This is a genomic window from Apilactobacillus sp. EABW-1NA (genome assembly GCF_030398685.1).
Classification (GTDB): domain Bacteria; phylum Bacillota; class Bacilli; order Lactobacillales; family Lactobacillaceae; genus Apilactobacillus; species Apilactobacillus waqarii.
Genome location: NZ_JAPDKO010000002.1, coordinates 41,544 through 60,914, shown reverse-complemented (window position 1 = coordinate 60,914; position 19,371 = coordinate 41,544). Strand labels below are relative to the sequence as shown.

At 34.8% G+C, this 19,371-nt stretch carries 17 protein-coding genes and 1 other RNA gene; 7 read left to right on the top strand and 11 right to left on the bottom strand.

Annotated features, from left to right (window positions below; translation table 11 throughout):
- Window positions 1-24: 24 nt before the first annotated feature.
- From rnpB to OEZ61_RS00700, 3 genes are all read right to left on the bottom strand, one after another.
- Window positions 25-400, bottom strand: an RNA gene (gene rnpB, locus OEZ61_RS00710) — RNase P RNA component class B.
- Window positions 401-418: 18 nt separating this feature from the next.
- Window positions 419-805, bottom strand: a complete 387-nt coding sequence (gpsB, locus tag OEZ61_RS00705) for a cell division regulator GpsB (RefSeq protein ID WP_290046620.1) — start codon at window positions 803-805, stop codon at window positions 419-421.
- Between the two features lie 69 nt (window positions 806-874).
- Window positions 875-1,441, bottom strand: coding sequence for a DUF1273 domain-containing protein (locus OEZ61_RS00700; RefSeq protein ID WP_041152261.1), 567 nt, complete (start codon window positions 1,439-1,441; stop codon window positions 875-877).
- Between the two features lie 101 nt (window positions 1,442-1,542).
- On the opposite strand from OEZ61_RS00700, the gene recU reads away from it, so the two are divergent.
- Entirely contained in the window at window positions 1,543-2,154 is a 612-nt protein-coding gene (recU, locus tag OEZ61_RS00695) for a Holliday junction resolvase RecU (RefSeq protein ID WP_217303905.1), read from the top strand.
- 19 nt (window positions 2,155-2,173) lie between these two features.
- The gene (locus OEZ61_RS00690; protein ID WP_290046618.1) at window positions 2,174-4,492 is read left to right on the top strand and encodes a PBP1A family penicillin-binding protein; all 2,319 of its coding nucleotides are present in this window, start codon (window positions 2,174-2,176) and stop codon (window positions 4,490-4,492) included.
- Between the two features lie 57 nt (window positions 4,493-4,549).
- On the opposite strand, the gene OEZ61_RS00685 is transcribed toward OEZ61_RS00690, so the two are convergent.
- The 3 genes from OEZ61_RS00685 to OEZ61_RS00675 are packed head-to-tail and all read right to left on the bottom strand — an operon-like array spanning window position 4,550 to window position 8,527.
- Window positions 4,550-5,284, bottom strand: coding sequence for a DnaD domain protein (locus tag OEZ61_RS00685; RefSeq protein WP_041152264.1), 735 nt, complete (start codon window positions 5,282-5,284; stop codon window positions 4,550-4,552).
- An 18-nt stretch (window positions 5,285-5,302) separates the two neighbouring features.
- Complete coding sequence (locus tag OEZ61_RS00680; protein WP_290046616.1) at window positions 5,303-5,806, bottom strand: DUF5590 domain-containing protein; 504 nt, start codon at window positions 5,804-5,806, stop codon at window positions 5,303-5,305.
- A 12-nt stretch (window positions 5,807-5,818) separates the two neighbouring features.
- On the bottom strand, window positions 5,819-8,527 hold the full coding sequence (locus OEZ61_RS00675) for an exonuclease domain-containing protein (protein WP_290046614.1): 2,709 nt from the start codon (window positions 8,525-8,527) through the stop codon (window positions 5,819-5,821).
- Between the two features lie 159 nt (window positions 8,528-8,686).
- Between OEZ61_RS00675 and mvk the strand changes: the two genes are divergently transcribed.
- The 4 genes from mvk to fni are packed head-to-tail and all read left to right on the top strand — an operon-like array spanning window position 8,687 to window position 12,733.
- Window positions 8,687-9,616 carry a mevalonate kinase gene (gene mvk, locus OEZ61_RS00670; RefSeq protein ID WP_041152267.1) on the top strand — a complete coding sequence of 310 codons (930 nt, stop codon included), beginning with the start codon at window positions 8,687-8,689 and terminating at the stop codon, window positions 9,614-9,616.
- A gap of 22 nt (window positions 9,617-9,638) precedes the next feature.
- Window positions 9,639-10,607: a diphosphomevalonate decarboxylase gene (gene mvaD / locus OEZ61_RS00665; RefSeq protein WP_041152268.1), complete on the top strand. Its 969-nt coding sequence runs from the start codon at window positions 9,639-9,641 to the stop codon at window positions 10,605-10,607.
- Between the two features lie 20 nt (window positions 10,608-10,627).
- Entirely contained in the window at window positions 10,628-11,692 is a 1,065-nt protein-coding gene (locus OEZ61_RS00660) for a phosphomevalonate kinase (RefSeq protein ID WP_217303902.1), read from the top strand.
- Between the two features lie 3 nt (window positions 11,693-11,695).
- Complete coding sequence (gene fni / locus OEZ61_RS00655; protein WP_290046610.1) at window positions 11,696-12,733, top strand: type 2 isopentenyl-diphosphate Delta-isomerase; 1,038 nt, start codon at window positions 11,696-11,698, stop codon at window positions 12,731-12,733.
- 147 nt (window positions 12,734-12,880) lie between these two features.
- Here the strand turns inward: fni and OEZ61_RS00650 are convergent, their stop codons facing one another.
- The 3 genes from OEZ61_RS00650 to OEZ61_RS00640 form a co-directional block, all read right to left on the bottom strand.
- A complete protein-coding gene (locus tag OEZ61_RS00650) occupies window positions 12,881-14,401 on the bottom strand; it encodes a zinc ribbon domain-containing protein (protein WP_290046607.1) in 1,521 nt (506 codons plus the stop codon).
- 23 nt (window positions 14,402-14,424) lie between these two features.
- On the bottom strand, window positions 14,425-15,219 hold the full coding sequence (locus tag OEZ61_RS00645) for a zinc ribbon domain-containing protein (RefSeq protein ID WP_057197819.1): 795 nt from the start codon (window positions 15,217-15,219) through the stop codon (window positions 14,425-14,427).
- 150 nt (window positions 15,220-15,369) lie between these two features.
- Complete coding sequence (locus OEZ61_RS00640) at window positions 15,370-16,713, bottom strand: RsmB/NOP family class I SAM-dependent RNA methyltransferase (protein ID WP_290046603.1); 1,344 nt, start codon at window positions 16,711-16,713, stop codon at window positions 15,370-15,372.
- An 86-nt stretch (window positions 16,714-16,799) separates the two neighbouring features.
- Between OEZ61_RS00640 and OEZ61_RS00635 the strand changes: the two genes are divergently transcribed.
- Window positions 16,800-17,606, top strand: coding sequence for a Cof-type HAD-IIB family hydrolase (locus OEZ61_RS00635; protein ID WP_290046601.1), 807 nt, complete (start codon window positions 16,800-16,802; stop codon window positions 17,604-17,606).
- A gap of 37 nt (window positions 17,607-17,643) precedes the next feature.
- Here OEZ61_RS00635 and glpK read toward each other — a convergent pair whose 3' ends face one another.
- Together glpK and OEZ61_RS00625 are read right to left on the bottom strand one after the other, a co-directional pair.
- Window positions 17,644-19,149: a glycerol kinase GlpK gene (gene glpK / locus OEZ61_RS00630; RefSeq protein WP_034533548.1), complete on the bottom strand. Its 1,506-nt coding sequence runs from the start codon at window positions 19,147-19,149 to the stop codon at window positions 17,644-17,646.
- A 16-nt stretch (window positions 19,150-19,165) separates the two neighbouring features.
- Window positions 19,166-19,354, bottom strand: a complete 189-nt coding sequence (locus OEZ61_RS00625; RefSeq protein ID WP_034531102.1) for a 2-hydroxymuconate tautomerase — start codon at window positions 19,352-19,354, stop codon at window positions 19,166-19,168.
- Between the last annotated feature and the right edge of the window lie 17 nt (window positions 19,355-19,371).

Here is a 19,371-nt window from a genome sequence, read left to right as displayed (position 1 = left end):
ACCCTTTTCCTGAATGGTGTACATTCCTGTAAGCCATGTTTTGTGCTTTATATTTAAGTCAGGCCTTTAAATATAAAGTAGTAATCATCTATCTGAGAAATAAATTTCTCCCCCACACTTGGTTCAATTTCCGTGTGTGAAGCTCCCCTACCAAAGTTTGGGTTTCCCGCTCGCGGGGTTTACCGCGTTCCACCAGTATCGTTTCCGATCCTGTATCGTCACTGTGGCACTTTCAGAAGTACTAAAGCATAGCAAAACCTTAGCTCGTTTCTTCGCCATTACTACAAATTGTAGTCCCCCGGCTTATTTTTTCACCGAGCACGAACACTACAAGCATCGCAGCTTGTGCGAGAGTGGACTTTCCTCAGCCAACATAAGTTGACCGCGATTACTCAGAACATACACCAGTTATTAACGATTAATATCTGTCGATGCTACTTGGTCCTTCAGTAGAACCAAATACACGTTGTTCTAGGTTAGATACACGTTTTAAAAGTTCATTTTCAATACGTGTTCTACCTAAACTATCATGATTTGATGGTGCTGAATTTGAATCATTGAAATAACCAGATGGAGAAACGCTTGGTTCTGGTGTAACAGTACCAGCAGATTGCTTTAATCTTTGTACTTCCATTCTTAGTTGATTGTTTTCGTTTTCTAGACTATTGATTCGGTTATCGAATGCTTGGTAGTCCTTGATAATACCGTCCAAGAAAGTGTCTACTTCATTTGGATCGTACCCTCTCATCTTTTGAGAAAATGTTTTTTCTAAGATGTCCTTAGGGGTAAATTGTATATTGTTCATTATTCACACCTCATATCATAAATAATCACGAACAAGTATTATTGTACCAGAAATTTAAACATTTTCAATTTATTCCTCAAAATTATTTAAATTATTTTGGTACTCATTCGCGGCTTCTTGTAGTTCGTCAAAATCAATTAAATGATAATCATAGTCATGTATTTCTGAAAATCTTTTAATCTGCTCATAATCATATTGTGTTTTGCCAGGATTGTCAACATCATAGATTAGTAGCGCTCTATCCGTGTGGTTGAGCATAAAATCCTGATATGCTCTTAACTGCATTGGTGATTTATATGGATCATTAGAAACACTAGCAGAGAAGTCTACTTTATTAATACTTTGTGATAATTTCATTTGATTTTGTTCGTTCCATTGGTTACCAAACTCCTTGAATGGTAGCATCATAGAAATTTGAAATTCATCTGGATATTCCTCTTTTAACAGATCTGCTACTTCAACTGTCCATTGTTCGACACCCATTTGACCACCGGTTATTATCCAATCGACCCCATCTTCAATTGACTGTTTCAAATTATTTTCGATTACATTTTTAATAACTAGTTCTTTTGGATCCTTATCACTAAACACGCCTAGTTCATAACTTCGATATCCGGTTACCCAAAGTCTTGAGATAGTAACACCCCCTACCTTATTATTAACTTTTCAATACTAATGGTATAATATCATTAATAAACTTACAGTAATAATTTATTATTTTTTGAAAGGTGGTACACATGGCTATCCGTTATCCAAATGGTAAGGCTTATAATACCGGCTTGGATAAAAAGAATTCATCACCCAAGAGTAGATACGTAAAACCAACATTATATGGCGGTCGTGGAATGACTCTTGAAGAAGAATTGAATCGAAGCAATGAGTATTATTTAAGTAAAGATATTGCCGTAATACACAAAAAACCAACCCCTATTCAAATCGTTAAAGTTGATTATCCTAAAAGAAGCGCTGCTACGATTAAGGAAGCATATTTTCGTAAAGCATCTACCACCGATTATAATGGTGTATATAAAGGAAGATACATAGACTTCGATGCCAAGGAAACCAAAAATAAAACATCGTTTCCACTATCTAACTTCCATGAACATCAGGTAGAACATATGAGAAAATGCGTTGATAATGGCGGAATTTGTTTCGCAATTATCAAATTTGTGGTGTTAGATGAAGTTTATTTATTCAAGGCTTCCGACCTCTTTTATTTCTGGGATAAACAAAATAATGGTGGAAAAAAATCCATAAAAAAGGATATAATTGAGGAACTTGGTTATAAAATTAATTATTCATTAAATCCCACGATACCTTATTTGGATGCCGTGGATGAATTAATATAGACCGTAAAGGAGAATAGTAATGTCTCAAAACAATCCTAACTTGGGCAGCCGTGTCCAAAGAAACCAAAAGCAACATAAATCGTCTAAACACGCTACATGGATTAAAAAGGTCATTGTAGGTGGATTAGGCTTTATTTCATTGCTAATCGTACTAGGAAGTATCGTCTTCATGATTTATGCTTCTAGCGCACCTGAAATTAGTTATCAATCACTATCAAGTGATAACTCAACCAAGATTTATGACAATTCTGGCCATGTTATTTCACGATTGGGGGTTCAAGATCGAGACTATATCAAGTCCGACAAGATTCCTAGCCAACTAAAGAATGCGATTGTCTCAATCGAAGATCGTCGTTTCTACAAGCATCATGGTGTTGACCCAATCAGAATTATGGGAGCTTCATTATCAAACATAACTTCTGGTTCTTTAAATCTTCAAGGTGGTTCTACACTAACTCAACAATTAGTTAAGTTGTCAGTGTTCTCTACTGCTGCTTCTGATAGAACTTTCAAGAGAAAGGCTCAAGAAGCATGGTTAGCACTTAAGATCGAACGCACATATTCAAAGCAACAAATTCTAGAATTCTACATTAATAAGGTATACATGGGTAACAATGTATACGGTATGGAAACTGCTTCTGAATACTACTTCGGTAAATCATTAAGCAAACTATCTATAGCACAAACTGCTTTATTAGCTGGTATGCCTCAATCACCAAGTTACTACAATCCTTATGTATATCCTCAATATGCAAAGGAAAGAAGAAACGAAGTATTGAACGCAATGGCATCATATGGTGCTATTACCCAAAAGCAAGCAGCAGATGCTAAAAAGACAAGTATCAAGTCTGGTTTGGTTAAGAATCCTAAGAGCAGTTCATTCGAATCTGTTAAAGAAAAATACATTGATTCATATCTAAAACAAGTTATTCAAGAACTTAAAGCCAAGGGTTACAACACTCAATCTGGTTTAAAGGTTTACACTAACTTAGATTTATCTGCTCAAAAGAAACTTTATGATTTAGCTAACAACGATGCATCCGTTGGATTCCCTAACAACACCATGCAAGTTGGTGCAACATTAGTAAATCCAAAGACTGGTGCTGTTAACGCTATGATTGGTAATAGAAAAACTGATATTCAATTAGGTTTAAATAGAGCCGTACAAACTGATAGATCAAGTGGTTCTACTGCCAAGCCATTAATGGATTACGGTCCAGCAATTGAATATCTAAACTACCCTACTTATCAATTAGTTCACGATACTCCTTACACTTATGCTGGAACAAGCACAACTCTAAAAGATTTTGATGGTAGATATGAAGGTACAATTTCAATGCACAAGGCATTGGTTGAATCTAGAAATATTCCGGCCATCAGAACTCTTGAAAATGTTGGTGTAAGTAAGGCAACTGACTTCTTAAGTTCATTAGGTATGTCATTCAGTGATCCACTATCATTACAAAATGGTATTGGTTTATACATCTCAACTGAACAAGAAGCTGCCGCATACTCAGCATTCGCTAACAATGGTGTATATCACAAACCATACTTAATTAGTAAGGTCGTTACTCCTGATAACGAATCACATGACTTCAGTTCTGAAGGTTCTCAAGTAATGAGTCCTGCTACTGCATTTATGATGACATCAATGCTAAAGGGTGTTATGAACCAATCAAACGGTTCTGGTACTGCCGCTTACATTCCTGGTTTATACCAAGCTGGTAAGACTGGTACTACTCAATACCCTGACAACACTTACAACGGTTACCTACCTGCATATGCAGCAATGGATTCATGGTTCACTGGTTACACTCAAAACTACGCCCTATCTGTTTGGACCGGATATGATCACCCTTATCAAACGGGTAATTATCTAACGGCCGCTCAAACTGATATCGCTCAAAGAATTTACAAGTACGAAATGCAATACATTTCTCAAAACCAAACTAATAGCGATTGGGTAAAACCAAGCAATGTAACTGCTGTTAAGTCTGGTGGGCAAACTGAGTACTACAAAGACGGTTACTCATCTATTCAAGGTGATAAGACAACCGGTTATGCTGGTGGATCGCTTTCATCAGTACTAGATAGTACCAAGAAACAAACCAAGGATACTAAGTCAAACAAATCATCAGATGATGATGACGACAAGGATTCCCAAAAAGATAAAAACGAAGCTAAGAAGAGTTCTGGTTCAAACGGTAACAACAATAACGATTCAAACAAAAATCAACAAAATAACCAAAACCAGAACAACAATAATGGTAACGACACAAATAATGCCAATAACAAAAATCAACAAAATAACAACAATGGCAATAACAACAACCATTAATTTATAGCTATGAAAAAAGCACCTAGAAAAATTCTAGGTGCTTTTTTATTTGCATTCTTATTTATCAATTTTAAATAAAGGAATATCTGGTTTATTTTGTGTTCCCTTATCGCTAAATTTAGCGCTCTTGTTAAACTTTTGTTCATGGTTTCGACGATTACGTTCAACATCAGCTGGCGTCTTGATATTGGCTTTTTCCCAGTTGACTAAAATTCTATCCATATATTTCAAACTGTATACTTGATTTAAAACAGATTCTCTAAGTGCCAACTTAATCATTTGTGGATCGTATTCATCATCATTAATCCATTGGTTGATTGTTTCAATTTCGATTGGTGATAATGGTCGACCAAATTCTGATTCGATGGAATTAAATACCTTTTTACGATCAGACTCTGTAATCTCATTGGAAGCCATGTTGCCTTCAGAAACTTCATTTGTATTTTCATCTTCCGAAGTTTCTTGATTTAATTCTGATAATTTTTCGTACATTAAAGAGAAATCATATACATCAAAGGCTTGTCCCTTTGCATTTGATAGCGTCTTAATTCTCATTAATTTTTTCTCTACCAGTTCATGCAAAACTTGGTAAGCCTTTGCATTTGAAAAACCAGTTGCGTTTGTGATTTCGTTGATATCAGGGAAATAATTACCTATATCGATATTTCTTTTAATTTGAAGATAAATCACCAGTTGGTCACTAGTCATTCCTAATTTAGGATAATTCTTTAATAGATAATTAGAAATGGTAGTTTGACCTGATTGAAGTATCGTCTTTGCAAATTTATCCATTAAAACATACCCCTTTATCTATACGTTAGCAATAAATCTAAGTACTTTACCTGACTTGAAGTCAATGACAGCATAGTTTAATTCATTTTTAGAATTAAAGTAACTGACTGCCCAGGCAGGTTTTTCGTTAAAGATTGTTGGAGCAACACTAATCAACTTCGCAATTCTTTTCTTTTGGTTAGCGACACTTTTAGCTTCATTTGCTGAAATTCCGTCTTTGACGTTGACAACGTTAATGCTACCTGTCTTCTTTTCAATTATTACGTATTGTTTTTGGTTGTCTTTATTAGGACCTTCAATAGTGTAATAAGTTCTATTTAAATCAGACATGTAGAAATGATCAACTGATTTAATACCCACTTTCTTTTCTGCCAATGTAGTAGCTTGGTGCTTAGCAGATGAAAGTGGTTGTCTAGCCCATAGGAACAGACCCATGATTATTAAAATTAAAACGATAATGATTCCGATTATCCATTTAAAGATTCTGAAATAGTTAATCTTCTTTAAAAATGAAACATTCATCTTCTGACTCCCTTACACCTTTTTTAGTTTTTCGATAATCTTTCTTTTATCAAGTAACTGTGGCTTGATATGACTTGGAATTAAGTCAATTAGGTTACTACCATATGGCCCCTCGATGACCTCTTTATCCCTCAGATAAATTAATCCCTTTGAACCAGATAATTCTATCACATCTTTAATCGCATCTTTAATATTTAGGATGCTTAAAGGGATGGACAATCCGTCATTTGGATTACCATGCTCACTGTTAATTAAATCATATTGAGCTTGTAAGTAGATATCATCAAAAGAATCGATAGCCATTGAATCAATGATTAGTGTATTGATTGGTTTATTCTTGTTGCGTAATGATTTTAACAAATTATTATTTCCAACAATTATGTTCTGTGAATCAACAATAATCTTCTTAACAATCTTATCATCGTTTCCGCTGAAATCCTGACTTAAAATTACGTTGTGTTCGTTTACGTCAGATTCATACAAGGACTTAGCAATTTCTTTTACTCGTTGTTTTGAACGTGTAAGAATAAATGAATTGCCCTTATTATACTTCATCACTTTTTCAAGTGGCATCGGGATTTGTAAGGCTTCATCCATGATCAAATTAACCTGTCCGTTTAAATCATTTTCATCTTCGAACTTAATCATTCGTGTATTTTGACGTTTTAATTCCAATTTGTCGTAGAAGTATTGAGAACGTTTTGACGAATAGATGGCACTATCTAAGAAAATAATCCCCTTAAAGTATCGGTATAGTTCATTTGGCAAAATGTTTTCATTTCTGACTAATCCACCATACAATAATCCATTTTCAACATCCTTATCTTCATTAACGTTAAAAGCGAATACTAGTTGTTTATCTAATTTGTTTAGTTTAAACAAACGGACTAAGTTATTCTCGATAAATGAACAATATTCTTCTAACTTATCGAAGAACGCATATAAGATGGCTTTGTCGTGACCATTAAAATGATTAATTGATCTCTTCATGTCATCAACAATGTCCAAAATGGTTTGTTGGTTTCTAGAGATTGAGTTAAATAATGATTTCTTGTTCAAGACAAATGTCTTAAATCTATCAACATCTGGTTTAACAATGTATCCATCAACAGTTCTATTAAGCTTGCTCTTGGAATAAAAAGCATTAAGGAAGTCATCCTTAATTATTTCGAACTGATCAGTGTTCTTAGCTAATAGGTTTTCAATCTTCTTAGCCATGCCAGCTAACTTTTTAGCATTAGTAAAGATATCAAACACGTTTCTGTTATGAGTTTGATACATCAAGTTAGTAATATGATTACAAATTATCTTGTTTTCACTTAGCTTGAATTGGATTCGGTAGTTATCAAGTGCATTATCACTTAGCCTCCTAGAATCTTTAATCACTAAGTATGGGTCGTTTTGATGTAACTTTTGGACATTTTGTAATAAATAGTCATGAGATACCAAGATAACGTTAGCGCTTTGGTAATCATGAGCTAACTTCTTAATGTAGTATCCTCTATTTTGTTCATCACTAACGACGTTTAAGAAGTAGTTTTGGTTATTATCCTTATCCAGTTTTAATTCGTTAATATCACCGGTTTTTGTGAATGTTAACCAGACCAAAATCTTACACTTTAGAAACTCAGTATTCTTAGAGTTACTAACGACGTTTAGACTATCTGAAAACTTATCCAAATCGATATAATCAGTTACTGGTCGAACAATTAAACATCTAAGACGGTCAGAAGTGATTTTATTGATATTCTTCACTTGGTTGACCAATGCTGATTCAGAGTTAAAATCTTCATCGCCAGCGATAACAATTTTTTGATTCTTCTTAAGTAAATAACTAAGTGGGAATAAATAACTAAAATCATAGTTAAACTCCCTATTTTCCTCAATCAATAAATTATTGCTGTTCGATGCTGAATGATAATTACCATAAATTGAATTCATCAGTTTATTTTCAGTATTATTAAACTGAGTAACTCCCTTAAACATCTTTGACTTCTTACGTTTATTATTGGGGTACTTCAATTCAACAAAGTCACTATCAGTATGATATTTAATTTTTCTAACCTTTAGATTCTTAATATTCATAATCTTAGGGTTATCATCTTTGTGTTTTAAATGATAAGCACGTGTAAACATGATTAAAGTATCCATCGGAAGGGATGGATTAATATCTAAAATCTGTTTAACGGTCTTCTTTGGTAAATTATCCAATTGATGTAACAGGATAATTAAGATTTTAGCAGTTGCTAATGCGTCACTGCTTGATGAATGTGGATGATCATGAACAATATTTAGGCTTTTACTTAAATCTGTAAGTTTGTAACTTGGTTCAGTTGGTAATAGCAATTGACTTAATGTAACAGTATCAATTGCTTTGTTAGTTAGTTCTTTATGATTCACCCTTTTAAATTCAAAATTTAAAAATGGGAAATCAAAATTGACGTTATGCGCAACAAAAATTGTCTTATCCAGTAACTGATAAATCTTATCTGCTACTTCGGCAAATGTTGGTGCATTAACGACTGTTTGGTTTGATATTCCAGTTAATTTTGTAATTTCAGTTGGAATACTAATTTCAGGATTAATAAATGAATTAAATGATCCAATAATCTTGTTGTTTTGTACAAAAGTACAACTAAATTGGATGATTCGATTAGTATAGTTGGACTGACTACTACCAGTAGTCTCAATGTCCACCACTGAAAAAATGGTATTACTCATGATTTCGTTCACCAATCTTTCAAAAAATACTTAATTTAATAATACTACATTTATTAGGTGTTTATCTATTATTTCAGGACACAAATATAAATATTTAAGTTATTTTTATTATGATGATTTTATGATAATATTAACATTAAGAGAAAGTGAGCGATAACATTGACAAATCAAGCAATTGGACATAGTCATGCCAAAATAATACTTATGGGCGAGCACAGTGTTGTATATGGTCAACCGGCCATTGCACTACCCGTTCCAAAAATTGACTTAAACGTTAGAATAATGGAAAAACAAAATGGTATTTACATCAATAGTAAGTACTTCATTGGTAACTTAAATAATGTCCCAAATGACCTATTAGGAATTAAAAACTTAATTGATAGCACCCTTGCTAAACTGCACAAAGAGGATGCCTCTTTTGAGATGATTATTGATAGTTCAATTCCATCTGAACGTGGAATGGGCTCTTCAGCTGCAACATCAGTTGCCATCGTCAAAGCATTATTTCACTACTTTAATGTTAGTTTTGATAAAGATTTATTGCTTGATTTAAGTAATGTTGAAGAAACAATCACACACGGTAACCCTTCAGGTTTGGATACAGCAACCGCTGGATCAGATAATCCAGTATGGTTTATCCGAAATGAAACGTTAAACGAAATTAACTTCAACTTAAATGCTGTACTAGTAATTGCCGATTCTGGTATCAAAGGAAGAACCGACATCGCAATTAACTACGTTAAACAACAACTAAATAACAATAAAGAAGACACCATGAAATCAATTAAACATATTGGTGAACTGGTCACTCGTGCTAAGTTCGATATCGAAAACGATAATCCAATTGAACTTGGTAAATTAATGACTGAAAATCAAAAAGAATTAAAAAAATTAAAAGTAAGTAACGATAAGATTGATGAACTAGTTGAAATCGCTAATCGAAATGGTTCATTAGGTACCAAGCTAACAGGTAGCGGACTTGGAGGATGTATCATTGCTTTAGCAAGAAACATTCATGAAGCCCAAAGCATTGAAAATGCGCTACTAAAAGCCGGTGCCTTAGATACCTGGATTCAACCTTTTAACTAAAACTCGGAGGAAATTATACAAAATGTTAGGTGAAAAAATTACCGCGAGAGCACACACAAATATTGCCTTGGTTAAATATTGGGGAAAAGAAAATGAAGAGTTAATTATCCCTGCTAATAGTAGCCTATCGCTAACACTTGATGAATTTTATACTGACACAAGTGTTCAATTTGATGAGTCTCTTAGTTCCGATGAGGTTACCTTAAACGATAAGGTTGTTGATGATAAAAAAATCACCAAATTTATGGATATCATTCGTCAAAAAGCAAACATCCATACATTTGCGCGCATTGAATCAACCAATCATGTCCCTACTTCAGCCGGACTGGCATCTTCTGCTTCTGCATATGCTGCTTTAGCTGCAGCTGGTAGTAAGGCTTACGGACTTAATCTAAGTCAAAAAGACCTATCTCGTTTGGCAAGACGTGGTTCTGGTTCCGCAACACGTTCAATATTCGGTGGTTTCGCTGCTTGGAATAAAGGAACTGATGATGAATCCTCATATGGTTACAGCATTGAAGACCCGGTAAAAATGGACGTTAATATGATTGCAATCATTCTTGATAATCAACCTAAGAAAATTAGTAGTAGAAAAGGAATGAAGATTTCTATTGAAACTTCACCCTACTATCAAAGCTGGATTCAACAAACGACAGATGATTTTCAAACAATTGAAGCTGCAATAAAGGAAAATGACTTTACCACTTTAGGTAAAACAGCAGAATTAAATGCGATGAGAATGCACTCACTAACATTAAGTTCTGATCCTTCATACTTATACATAAATGCCGATAGTCTTGAAGTAATTAACATGGTTAAGGAACTAAGAGGAAATGGCATTGAATGCTATTACACAATGGATGCAGGTCCAAATGTCAAAATCATTTGTCAAAGTGACAAAATCAGTGCAATTACTGATAAGTTGTCAGATAAATTTTCTAATGACCAAATCAAAGTATCTGGACCAGGTGAAGGAATAAAGTATCTATAAATTGAAAGGACTAATTTAAAATGATTTCTGTAAAAGCACCCGGAAAACTATATATTGCCGGTGAATATGCTGTGGTTGAAAACGGCTATCCAGCTATCATTGTTGCAATTGATCAATATATTACAGCTAATATTAGTGAATCCGAAAATAATGTTGGTGTTATTCATTCAAAACAGTATGAAAATGAAAAAATTGAATGGGTTTTCGATAATAATCAAATTAAACCTCTAAACGATAATAGTTCTTTCAACTACGTAATTTCAGCAATGAAAACATTCGAGAAATATGTCGAAGAATTAAACATAAAACATAAATTATATAACATTGATATTGATAGTAATTTAAACAGTGAAGACGGTAAAAAATATGGATTAGGTTCCTCAGCCGCTGTCACAGTCGCAACAATCAAAGCTTTAAACGAACTATATGGTTTAAACTTAAGCAAACTACAAATATTCAAGCTAGCTGCCATTGCTCATTTAAGCATTCAAGGTAACGGTTCATTGGGCGACGTTGCTGCTAGTAGCTTTGGTGGTTGGATTGCTTATAGTTCATTTGATAAAGATTGGTTAGCAAATCAAATCAATCTAAAAGACGTGATGGAACAAAGTTGGCCTCATCTAATGATTGAACCACTTACCCCACCTTCTGACCTCGAATTACTTATTGGCTGGACAGGAACTCCTGCTTCAACTTCCAATTTACTTAAGAGCGTTGAATCATCATCAAACGTTGATAGATACAAGCAATTCTTAGTTAAGAGTAAGCGCTGTATCAATAAGATGATCAATGGTTTTAAAAATAAAGATATCGCTGTTATTAAAAATCAAATTAAAGAGAACAGAAATATCATCGTCGAATTGGCCAGTTTCACTGGCATCGACATCGAAACAAGCAAACTAAAACAACTATGTGAAATCGCTGAAGAATATAACGGTTCGGGAAAATCATCTGGTGCCGGAGGTGGAGATTGTGGAATTGCCATTGTTGAAAAACAATCCCCTATTAAAGACATCGAATCAAAATGGACAGAAAATGGCATTATTCCACTTCACCTAAATATCTACTCAGAACAGGAGGCATAATCAATGGTCAGTATCCAATCTCATCGAAAAGATGAACACGTTTCATTAGCTATTAAGTTCTACAACAAAACCAGTCACGCTGGTTTTGAGCAACTAAGATTTGTCCATCAAGGGATTCCAGAAATCAGTTTGGATGATATCGATACATCAACAACAATTGAAAATATCAAAATGGACTTTCCAATCTATATCGAAGCCATGACCGGTGGAAGCGAATATACAAAGAAGTTAAATCAAAAGCTAGCTAGAATCGCAAAGAGTACTGGGATTGCTATGGCCACTGGTTCTCAAAGTGTCGCTTTAAAAGACGATTCTGTTGCTTCTTCTTTTGAAATCGTGAGAGAAACCAATCCAAATGGAATTGTATTCTCCAATTTAGGCGCTTCAGCTGATGCTTCAAGAGCTAAAGCAGCGGTAAAAATGATGAATTCTAATGCGATTGAAATTCATATTAATACTCCGCAAGAAATGATTATGCCTGAAGGTGATCGTGAATTTAACTGGATTGAAAATATTAAATCAATCCAAGAAGAACTAGACTGCCCCGTTATCGTAAAAGAAGTCGGTTTCGGTATGTCTAAACAAACCATTCAACAACTAGTTAATGCTGGTGTTAAAAATATTAATATCAGTGGTAAAGGTGGTACTAATTTCAGCAAGATTGAAAACTACCGTCGAAAGAAACAAGAAATGGATTACCTAGAAGATTGGGGACAAACAACTGTTGAATCGCTTCTAGAAGCTCAACCATTTAAAGATAAAGTTAATATTATTGCTTCTGGCGGTATCAGAACACCACTTGATGCTGTTAAGGCAATCGCACTTGGTGCTACCTCCGTTGGAATTGCAGCACCTATCCTATATTCACTAATCAAGAACGGTGAAGAAGAAACCATTGAATTCATTAATGACTTTATTTATGGAATGAAATCAACAATGACAATGCTTGGTGCTAAGAACTTATCTGAGCTACAAAATAAAAAATTAATATTGAATGCAGATCTCCTATCTTATGTTTCCCAACGAGGACTTTCCTATTAGTTTAAGCAAGCGGTTTTTGCTTGCTTTTTTCTTTTATCCTTATAAGTTAAAGTAACTTTATACTTTTAACCAAAGTAAATTAATTTAACTAATTTTACCAATAAAAAAAGACCTCTACATTTAAGTAGAAGCCTTATTTTTTATGATTTAGTCATCATCGTCATCGTTTTTATCGTAATCTTTAAGTTTATCTGGTGCCTTAAGTGTTTGTAGCTTAAGTGAACCATCTACCTTCTTCATGTTAGAAGTAAACTTGAAGATTTGAATATGATCGTGGTCGTCACCGTCATCGTCTGGAACGTCGAATGTATATTTCAAAGTACCAGAAACAACTGAGTGGTCCCCTGCAGGAACAACAGAATCCACTGATGAATCAATGCTTACGCTATCATATTTGTTATCGTTAACTTGATCAGCTTGTTGTTTTGCCCAAGTAATGAAACCTTGTGCATCACTGTTATTTGAACCATCAACGAAGTAATCACTTGGATCAAAATCATTGTTGTCATTAACAGCAGAACTAAGATCATTTGAGAAATCACTGATTAGATTTGATGCATCGTCTTTATCAACTGCCCCTGGGTAGTTTAGACTTACTTCTTGTCCATCGTCACTTTCACTCAAATGATACTTATCTGAGGTAACTGACTTACCATCTGAATGCATTACACCATAGATGTAAATTGCAGATGAGAATGGCATATCTGAGACCTTGTAGTCTCCATCGCCATTACTTGTACCAACTTTCTTATCGTTGATGTAAATATCAGCATTTGGACCAGCTTTAACAGTGAACTTAATAGTCTTTAATGGCATGTAGATGTTGTCATTGTTATCAAGATAAGTAGTTTGTGCGTTAGTAACTTTTTTACCTGATAAAGTCTTTGAAACAGTAATGTCATAGTCACCTGGTAGGATGCGACCTAAACTAAATTCTGAATCTGAGTCAGATGTTTGACCAATCTTATTATTGTTTAAAGTAACATCTGCGGACTTTTCACTAGTTGTAATTGTTGGAACAACTGGTTTTACCTTAACTTGGTAGTTAGGGAATAATAACCATTTACGGCCGTCTTGAACATATTCAAAGTTACCATCTTTTGAAGTACCTGAATCACTTAGTTGGCCTTTTAATGATTGTAATTCGTCATTGTTCTTGTTCATGTGCTTAGATAATGGTGCCATTGTACTGTCATTTAAAGTAACGCGACTATCGGTTGATTCAAAGTATGAATCGGTATTCTTGTCACTAGTTAATGAAGTCATTGCACGATCTAATACCGCACTCTTTGAGTAGTAGTGGTTTCCGAAAAGGTATCCGATAAAACCGAATACAACAACAACTGCAACCACGATTCCGATAATTAGGTTTCTAGTTTGATGTTTTTTACTCTTCTTAAAACCATTTCTGGTTGCCCTAACGTTTCCATTGTTTGATGGTTCTTGAGAAACGTTATTACCGTTATTAATTTGTGGTTGTTGGAGAGCATTATTGTTATTGCTTTGAGGTTGTTGGTAATCGTTAACTGTATTATCAACATTTGATTGACTAGATTGATTTGTTTGATCAGTTAATTCGTTGTCTAATTGTGCACCACAGTTGTGACAAAATTGTTCGTCAGCATCAACCTTGGCACCACAATTTTGACAGAATCTTGATTCCCCCATAATTTATAACCCCCTAATCGAAATTAAGCTGTTAGTGACTTAATGAAAACAATAAAGAATACAATAATTAATGATAAGTGAGCTAATAATAGAACATATAACTTATCAAACTTGTTTGAGTTTTGACCATCGATAATTGCGTAAGTAAAGCCAATTAGGTCGTTAATTACGACAAATAGGAAGATAAACATGTTTAATGGTAATGCGATAAGTCCACCAATTAGTAGAAATAAAAACATGATAGCTGATAACATAACTGAAATGTTAGTGTATGCAGCTAATTTATTAATGAATTCGAAGAAATCAGTTTTTTCACCTGTACCAGCAACTGCGAAAGCTCTAAAACCGTATGCTAATGCAACGAAAGCAACAATCATTAATACTGAGAATAATTCAACTTTACCTGCACCATCACTTACTAGGTTTTGGAATATGCTAGCGAGTGATGAAGCTGTATCGCCACCAAGACCACTTGAAGCTAGGTCAATTGCGCCATTAATCTTTGAAGTGATTAACATAATAGATAAAATAGCAAATACTGCGCTGGCAACAAATGAAGTTAATCCAAAGTATTTGTTTGAAGCCTTTCCACTTAGTGAAGGATGTTTAACACTACTCCAGAACCACTTGAAGAAATCCTTAGCATAGTTCTTAGCTTGTTCTGCACTTTGGTTAGGAACAATGTTTTGGTTTTGAACACCGTTAGTGTTAGCACCGTTTGGTTGTACATTTTGTACAATTTGGGCTCCACACTTAGGACAGAACTTTGCTCCTTCCTTTAATTCGTTACCACATTTTGGGCAAAATTTTGCACTCATATAAAATACCTCCAGAAATATGTAATAAAAAATATTATACCAATATTAATCATAACACATTTTTATTTAATTATCTTATCATTCAATAAACTTTTATTTGAACAAACGTATAAAAAAAGAGTTGCTATTTAATGCAACTCTTTTTATTTATTAATCTACGTTAAATCTTAGTCCTTTTGGGAAGAAGTTTTTAATCGTACCATTTACAGCCTTACCAAAACCAACAGGCTGGTTCTTACAGATTAGTTGGTACCATCCCTTCTTAACATCCTTCTCACAGTTGATAACATCCCCATGGACATATTGTTTCCAGTCGTCTTCAGATATTTCTAAACGATTAACGACTTCATCACTATGCAAAGCTAATGCCAATGCATAACTTGGTTCAAAACGTTTCTTCTTAATTGTTCCTAGATGTAGTCCTGGACGCATCACCTTTAATCCCTTCAAATCAGGAAGTGTATTATCAAAGGTGTATAATTGATCTCCGAATAAAATTAAATGTTTTGGATCAAAGTTATTTAGGTTTGCTTCCTTAAACTCGTTCCATAGTTTCTTATCATCAATTGATAGATTACTTTGAAGGCGATGCTTAATCTTCTTAGCATTACCTTCATCGTTACTAGATAGTTTAGAAACAAAGTGACCTTCACCTTTAAAGTGATTAGGGAATAGTCTAACGGTATTGGATAATTCTTCATTACCGTCTGCCCATTGTGGTTTACCACTTAACATTCCTTCGTATTTCTTAATTGGATCGATGGAGAAGTCATAAGTGTCTTTCATCCATTCAACAATTTGTTCATCCTCTTCTGGAGCAAATGTACATGTTGAGTAGATAATCTTACCACCTGGTTTTAACATCTTAACTGCTTGTTCGATGATTTCTTTTTGACGAGTAGCACATTGACTTGGATAGTCTGCGTTCCAATATTGGATAGCATCGTTATTCTTTCTAAACATCCCTTCACCAGAGCATGGAGCATCAATTAGAATCTTATCGAAGAAACGTGGGAAGTGCTTGGCTAAGTTATTTGGATTTTCATTTAAAATTAGTGCGTTTCTGATTCCAAATCTTTCGACGTTTTCTACTAGGACCTTAGCACGCTTATGATCGATTTCATTGGTTACTAGTAGTCCTTGGTTATCCATGTAACTAGCAACATGGGTTGTCTTCCCACCGGGAGCAGCACATAAGTCTAATACGTAATCTCCTGGTTTAATATCTGCTACTTCTCCTACAAACATCGCACTAGGTTCTTGTGAGTAAATCGCACCGCTTTGATGTTCAACACTCTTACCGTTCACATCACCATAGTATCCATATTGACAGTATTCAATTGATTCATTATCTGGTTCTGCTGGCATGTGTTCCTTTAATGGATTAATTCTAAATCCAGGGTTGGTATCCTTATCTAAACTGGCAAAGAATGACTCTGCATCATCCCCCAGTAGTTTTTGATATTTCGTTTTAAAATCGTTTGGTAATTGCACGAGATTACTCCTTTTGCATTGACTTACATTTTTTAATTAGTTAACATATTACTATTATATTTTTTTAAAAGAGGTGAAACAACTACATGGATAAGAAACTTATCGCAATTGACCTTGATGGAACTACACTAAATAGTGAGTCAAAGGTTTCACAAAAAACTATTAATACTTTAAATAAAGTAATTGATTTAGGTCACGTTGTCAATATTGTATCAGGTCGTCCACCACGTTTGATTACAGACATCTATAACCAAATTGGTTTAGACAATCCTTTAATTAGTTTTAACGGTAGCTTAGGATACAATCCACTAACTGATTGGAATAAGGCTTACGAATACAATATCAATCGGAATATCGTCTTTGATGTCTTAAAACAAGATAAAGACTTAGGGATTAACCTAATGGCCGTTGAAGGTAAAGAACTATTCTTGGCTAACCGTGAAGCAAACGATGAAGTTGGTTTCTTCCCAACTAGTCTTGAACCTTCTGAATTCATTACTAAAGAGAACTTAAACGAAAACCCAATTTGTCTAACACTACAAATTCAACACAACAAGATGGATAAATTCATTAACTATGTAGATCGTAACTATGGTGATACCCTACAAATTTCACCATGGGGAGGTCCTGATTCAATCGTTGAATTAGCATCTAAGGACGTTAGTAAGGAAACTGGTCTAGAAGTACTATCTGACTACTACAATATTGACCAATCTAACATCATTGCTTTCGGTGATGAATTTAACGATGAAACCATGTTGAAGTACGCTGGCTTAGGGGTTGCTATGAAGAATGGTCAACCTAAGATTAAACAACTAGCCGATGACGTTACTAAGTACGATAACGATAATGACGGTTTAGCTCGATACCTAGACGAATACTTTGAACTATAAAAAGACTTGAGATTAACTCAAGTCTTTTTTCTTTTGCTTATTTATTCGGATGAAACATTTGCGTACTCTTAACCGCTAATTGCCAACCTTCATAGTAGTGGTTACGTTTATCTTCATCCATCTTAGGATAAAACTCGTCTTGTTTTGGTTTAATTTGCTTAATCTCATCGATATCTTTCCAAAAGCCGACTGCTAACCCTGCTAAGTAAGCAGCACCTAATGCTGTGGTTTCTGATATGGATGATCTTTCAATTGGAGTATTTAAGATATCTGATTGGAATTGCATCAAATAATCATTTTGTGCAGCCCCACCGTCAACCTTTAGATGTTTCAAGTCCAATTGAGTATCATCAACCATGGTGTTAACAACATCCTTGGTTTGATATGCTAGTGAGTCCAAAGTAGCCTTAACAAAGTCTTCCTTGGAAGTAGCTCTAGTTAACCCAAAGATTGCTCCTCGACTGTCTTGGTCCCAATATGGGGCTCCTAACCCAGTAAATGCCGGAACGACGTAAACATCGTGGTCGTTGGCAGAATTAAATGCTAATTCCTGGGTTTCTTTAGCATCGTTGATCATTCTCAGACCATCTCTTAACCATTGAATGGCGGAACCTGCGACAAAAACACTTCCTTCAAGGGCATAGTTAACCTTGCCGTCAATTCCATAAGCAATCGTTGTTAGTAACCCACGATCAGACAATACCGGTTTATTTCCGGTGTTCATAACAATAAATGAACCAGTTCCGTACGTATTCTTAATACTGCCTGCTTCTAGTCCTAATTGACCGAATAACGCTGCTTGTTGGTCACCCGCAATTCCAGATACCGGAATTTGCACACCGTAAAAAGCGTAACCAGCAGTGTAACCATAGATTTCAGATGATGATTTAACACTTGGCAATATTTGTTTTGGAATATCCAACGCTTTTAGGATTTCATCATCCCAACTTAGCGTGTGAATGTTATACAACATCGTTCTACTTGCATTGGAATAATCAGTCGCATGAACATGACCACCGGTTAGTTTCCATAGAATCCAGGTATCAATGGTTCCAAATAAGATGTCACCATTTTCTGCCTTTTCTCTAATCCCATCGACATTATCTAACAACCATTTAATTTTGGTGGCTGAGAAGTATGAGTCGATAACCAAACCGGTCTTTTCATGGATCATCTCGGTATAACCAGCGGCTTTTAAATCATTTGCAATGTCACTAGTTTGTTTTGATTGCCATACAATTGCATTATGAACTGGTTCACCGGTAATTCTGTCCCACATAACGGTGGTTTCTCTTTGGTTGGTAATCCCAATTCCACGAACCTTATAAGGCGGTATCTTGGAGTGAATTAATGCTTCTGAGATAACGGTTTGCACAGCGTCCCATATTTCATTAGCATCGTGTTCAACCCATCCTGATTGAGGGAAAAACTGCGTAATTTCCTTTTGTGACTTACTTACCACTTCACCACTATGATTAAAAATCATGGCACGAACACTGGTAGTTCCCTCATCAATTGACATTATATACTGTTCGTTTTGCATGTTATTTCCTCAGTTATTATTTTTCGTCGCTCTTTAGTTTACCTGCAACACTGTAGTTACTCTTCTTCATTTCGTTTAAAACGATGTGAACGTGTTCAGCTGGTGCACCAGTGTTTTTTACGATTGCGCTGGTAACGTCAGCAACAAGTCCCTTCAATTGTTCTTCGTTTCTTCCTTCGATTAAATCAATATGTACTAATGGCATAATCATTCTCCTAACCT

What these genes read in the sequence shown, in the direction of transcription:
- OEZ61_RS00645 (WP_057197819.1), bottom strand. Translation starts at nt 15,219, where the DNA reads ATGAGTGCAAAATTTTGCCCAAAATGTGGTAACGAATTAAAGGAAGGA.
- fni (WP_290046610.1), top strand. Translation starts at nt 11,696, where the DNA reads ATGGTCAGTATCCAATCTCATCGAAAAGATGAACACGTTTCATTAGCT.
- OEZ61_RS00685 (WP_041152264.1), bottom strand. Translation starts at nt 5,284, where the DNA reads ATGGATAAATTTGCAAAGACGATACTTCAATCAGGTCAAACTACCATT.
- OEZ61_RS00675 (WP_290046614.1), bottom strand. Translation starts at nt 8,527, where the DNA reads ATGAGTAATACCATTTTTTCAGTGGTGGACATTGAGACTACTGGTAGT.
- OEZ61_RS00660 (WP_217303902.1), top strand. Translation starts at nt 10,628, where the DNA reads ATGATTTCTGTAAAAGCACCCGGAAAACTATATATTGCCGGTGAATAT.
- mvaD (WP_041152268.1), top strand. Translation starts at nt 9,639, where the DNA reads ATGTTAGGTGAAAAAATTACCGCGAGAGCACACACAAATATTGCCTTG.
- OEZ61_RS00680 (WP_290046616.1), bottom strand. Translation starts at nt 5,806, where the DNA reads ATGAATGTTTCATTTTTAAAGAAGATTAACTATTTCAGAATCTTTAAA.
- OEZ61_RS00635 (WP_290046601.1), top strand. Translation starts at nt 16,800, where the DNA reads ATGGATAAGAAACTTATCGCAATTGACCTTGATGGAACTACACTAAAT.
- gpsB (WP_290046620.1), bottom strand. Translation starts at nt 805, where the DNA reads ATGAACAATATACAATTTACCCCTAAGGACATCTTAGAAAAAACATTT.
- OEZ61_RS00690 (WP_290046618.1), top strand. Translation starts at nt 2,174, where the DNA reads ATGTCTCAAAACAATCCTAACTTGGGCAGCCGTGTCCAAAGAAACCAA.
- OEZ61_RS00650 (WP_290046607.1), bottom strand. Translation starts at nt 14,401, where the DNA reads ATGGGGGAATCAAGATTCTGTCAAAATTGTGGTGCCAAGGTTGATGCT.
- OEZ61_RS00625 (WP_034531102.1), bottom strand. Translation starts at nt 19,354, where the DNA reads ATGCCATTAGTACATATTGATTTAATCGAAGGAAGAAACGAAGAACAA.
- glpK (WP_034533548.1), bottom strand. Translation starts at nt 19,149, where the DNA reads ATGCAAAACGAACAGTATATAATGTCAATTGATGAGGGAACTACCAGT.
- recU (WP_217303905.1), top strand. Translation starts at nt 1,543, where the DNA reads ATGGCTATCCGTTATCCAAATGGTAAGGCTTATAATACCGGCTTGGAT.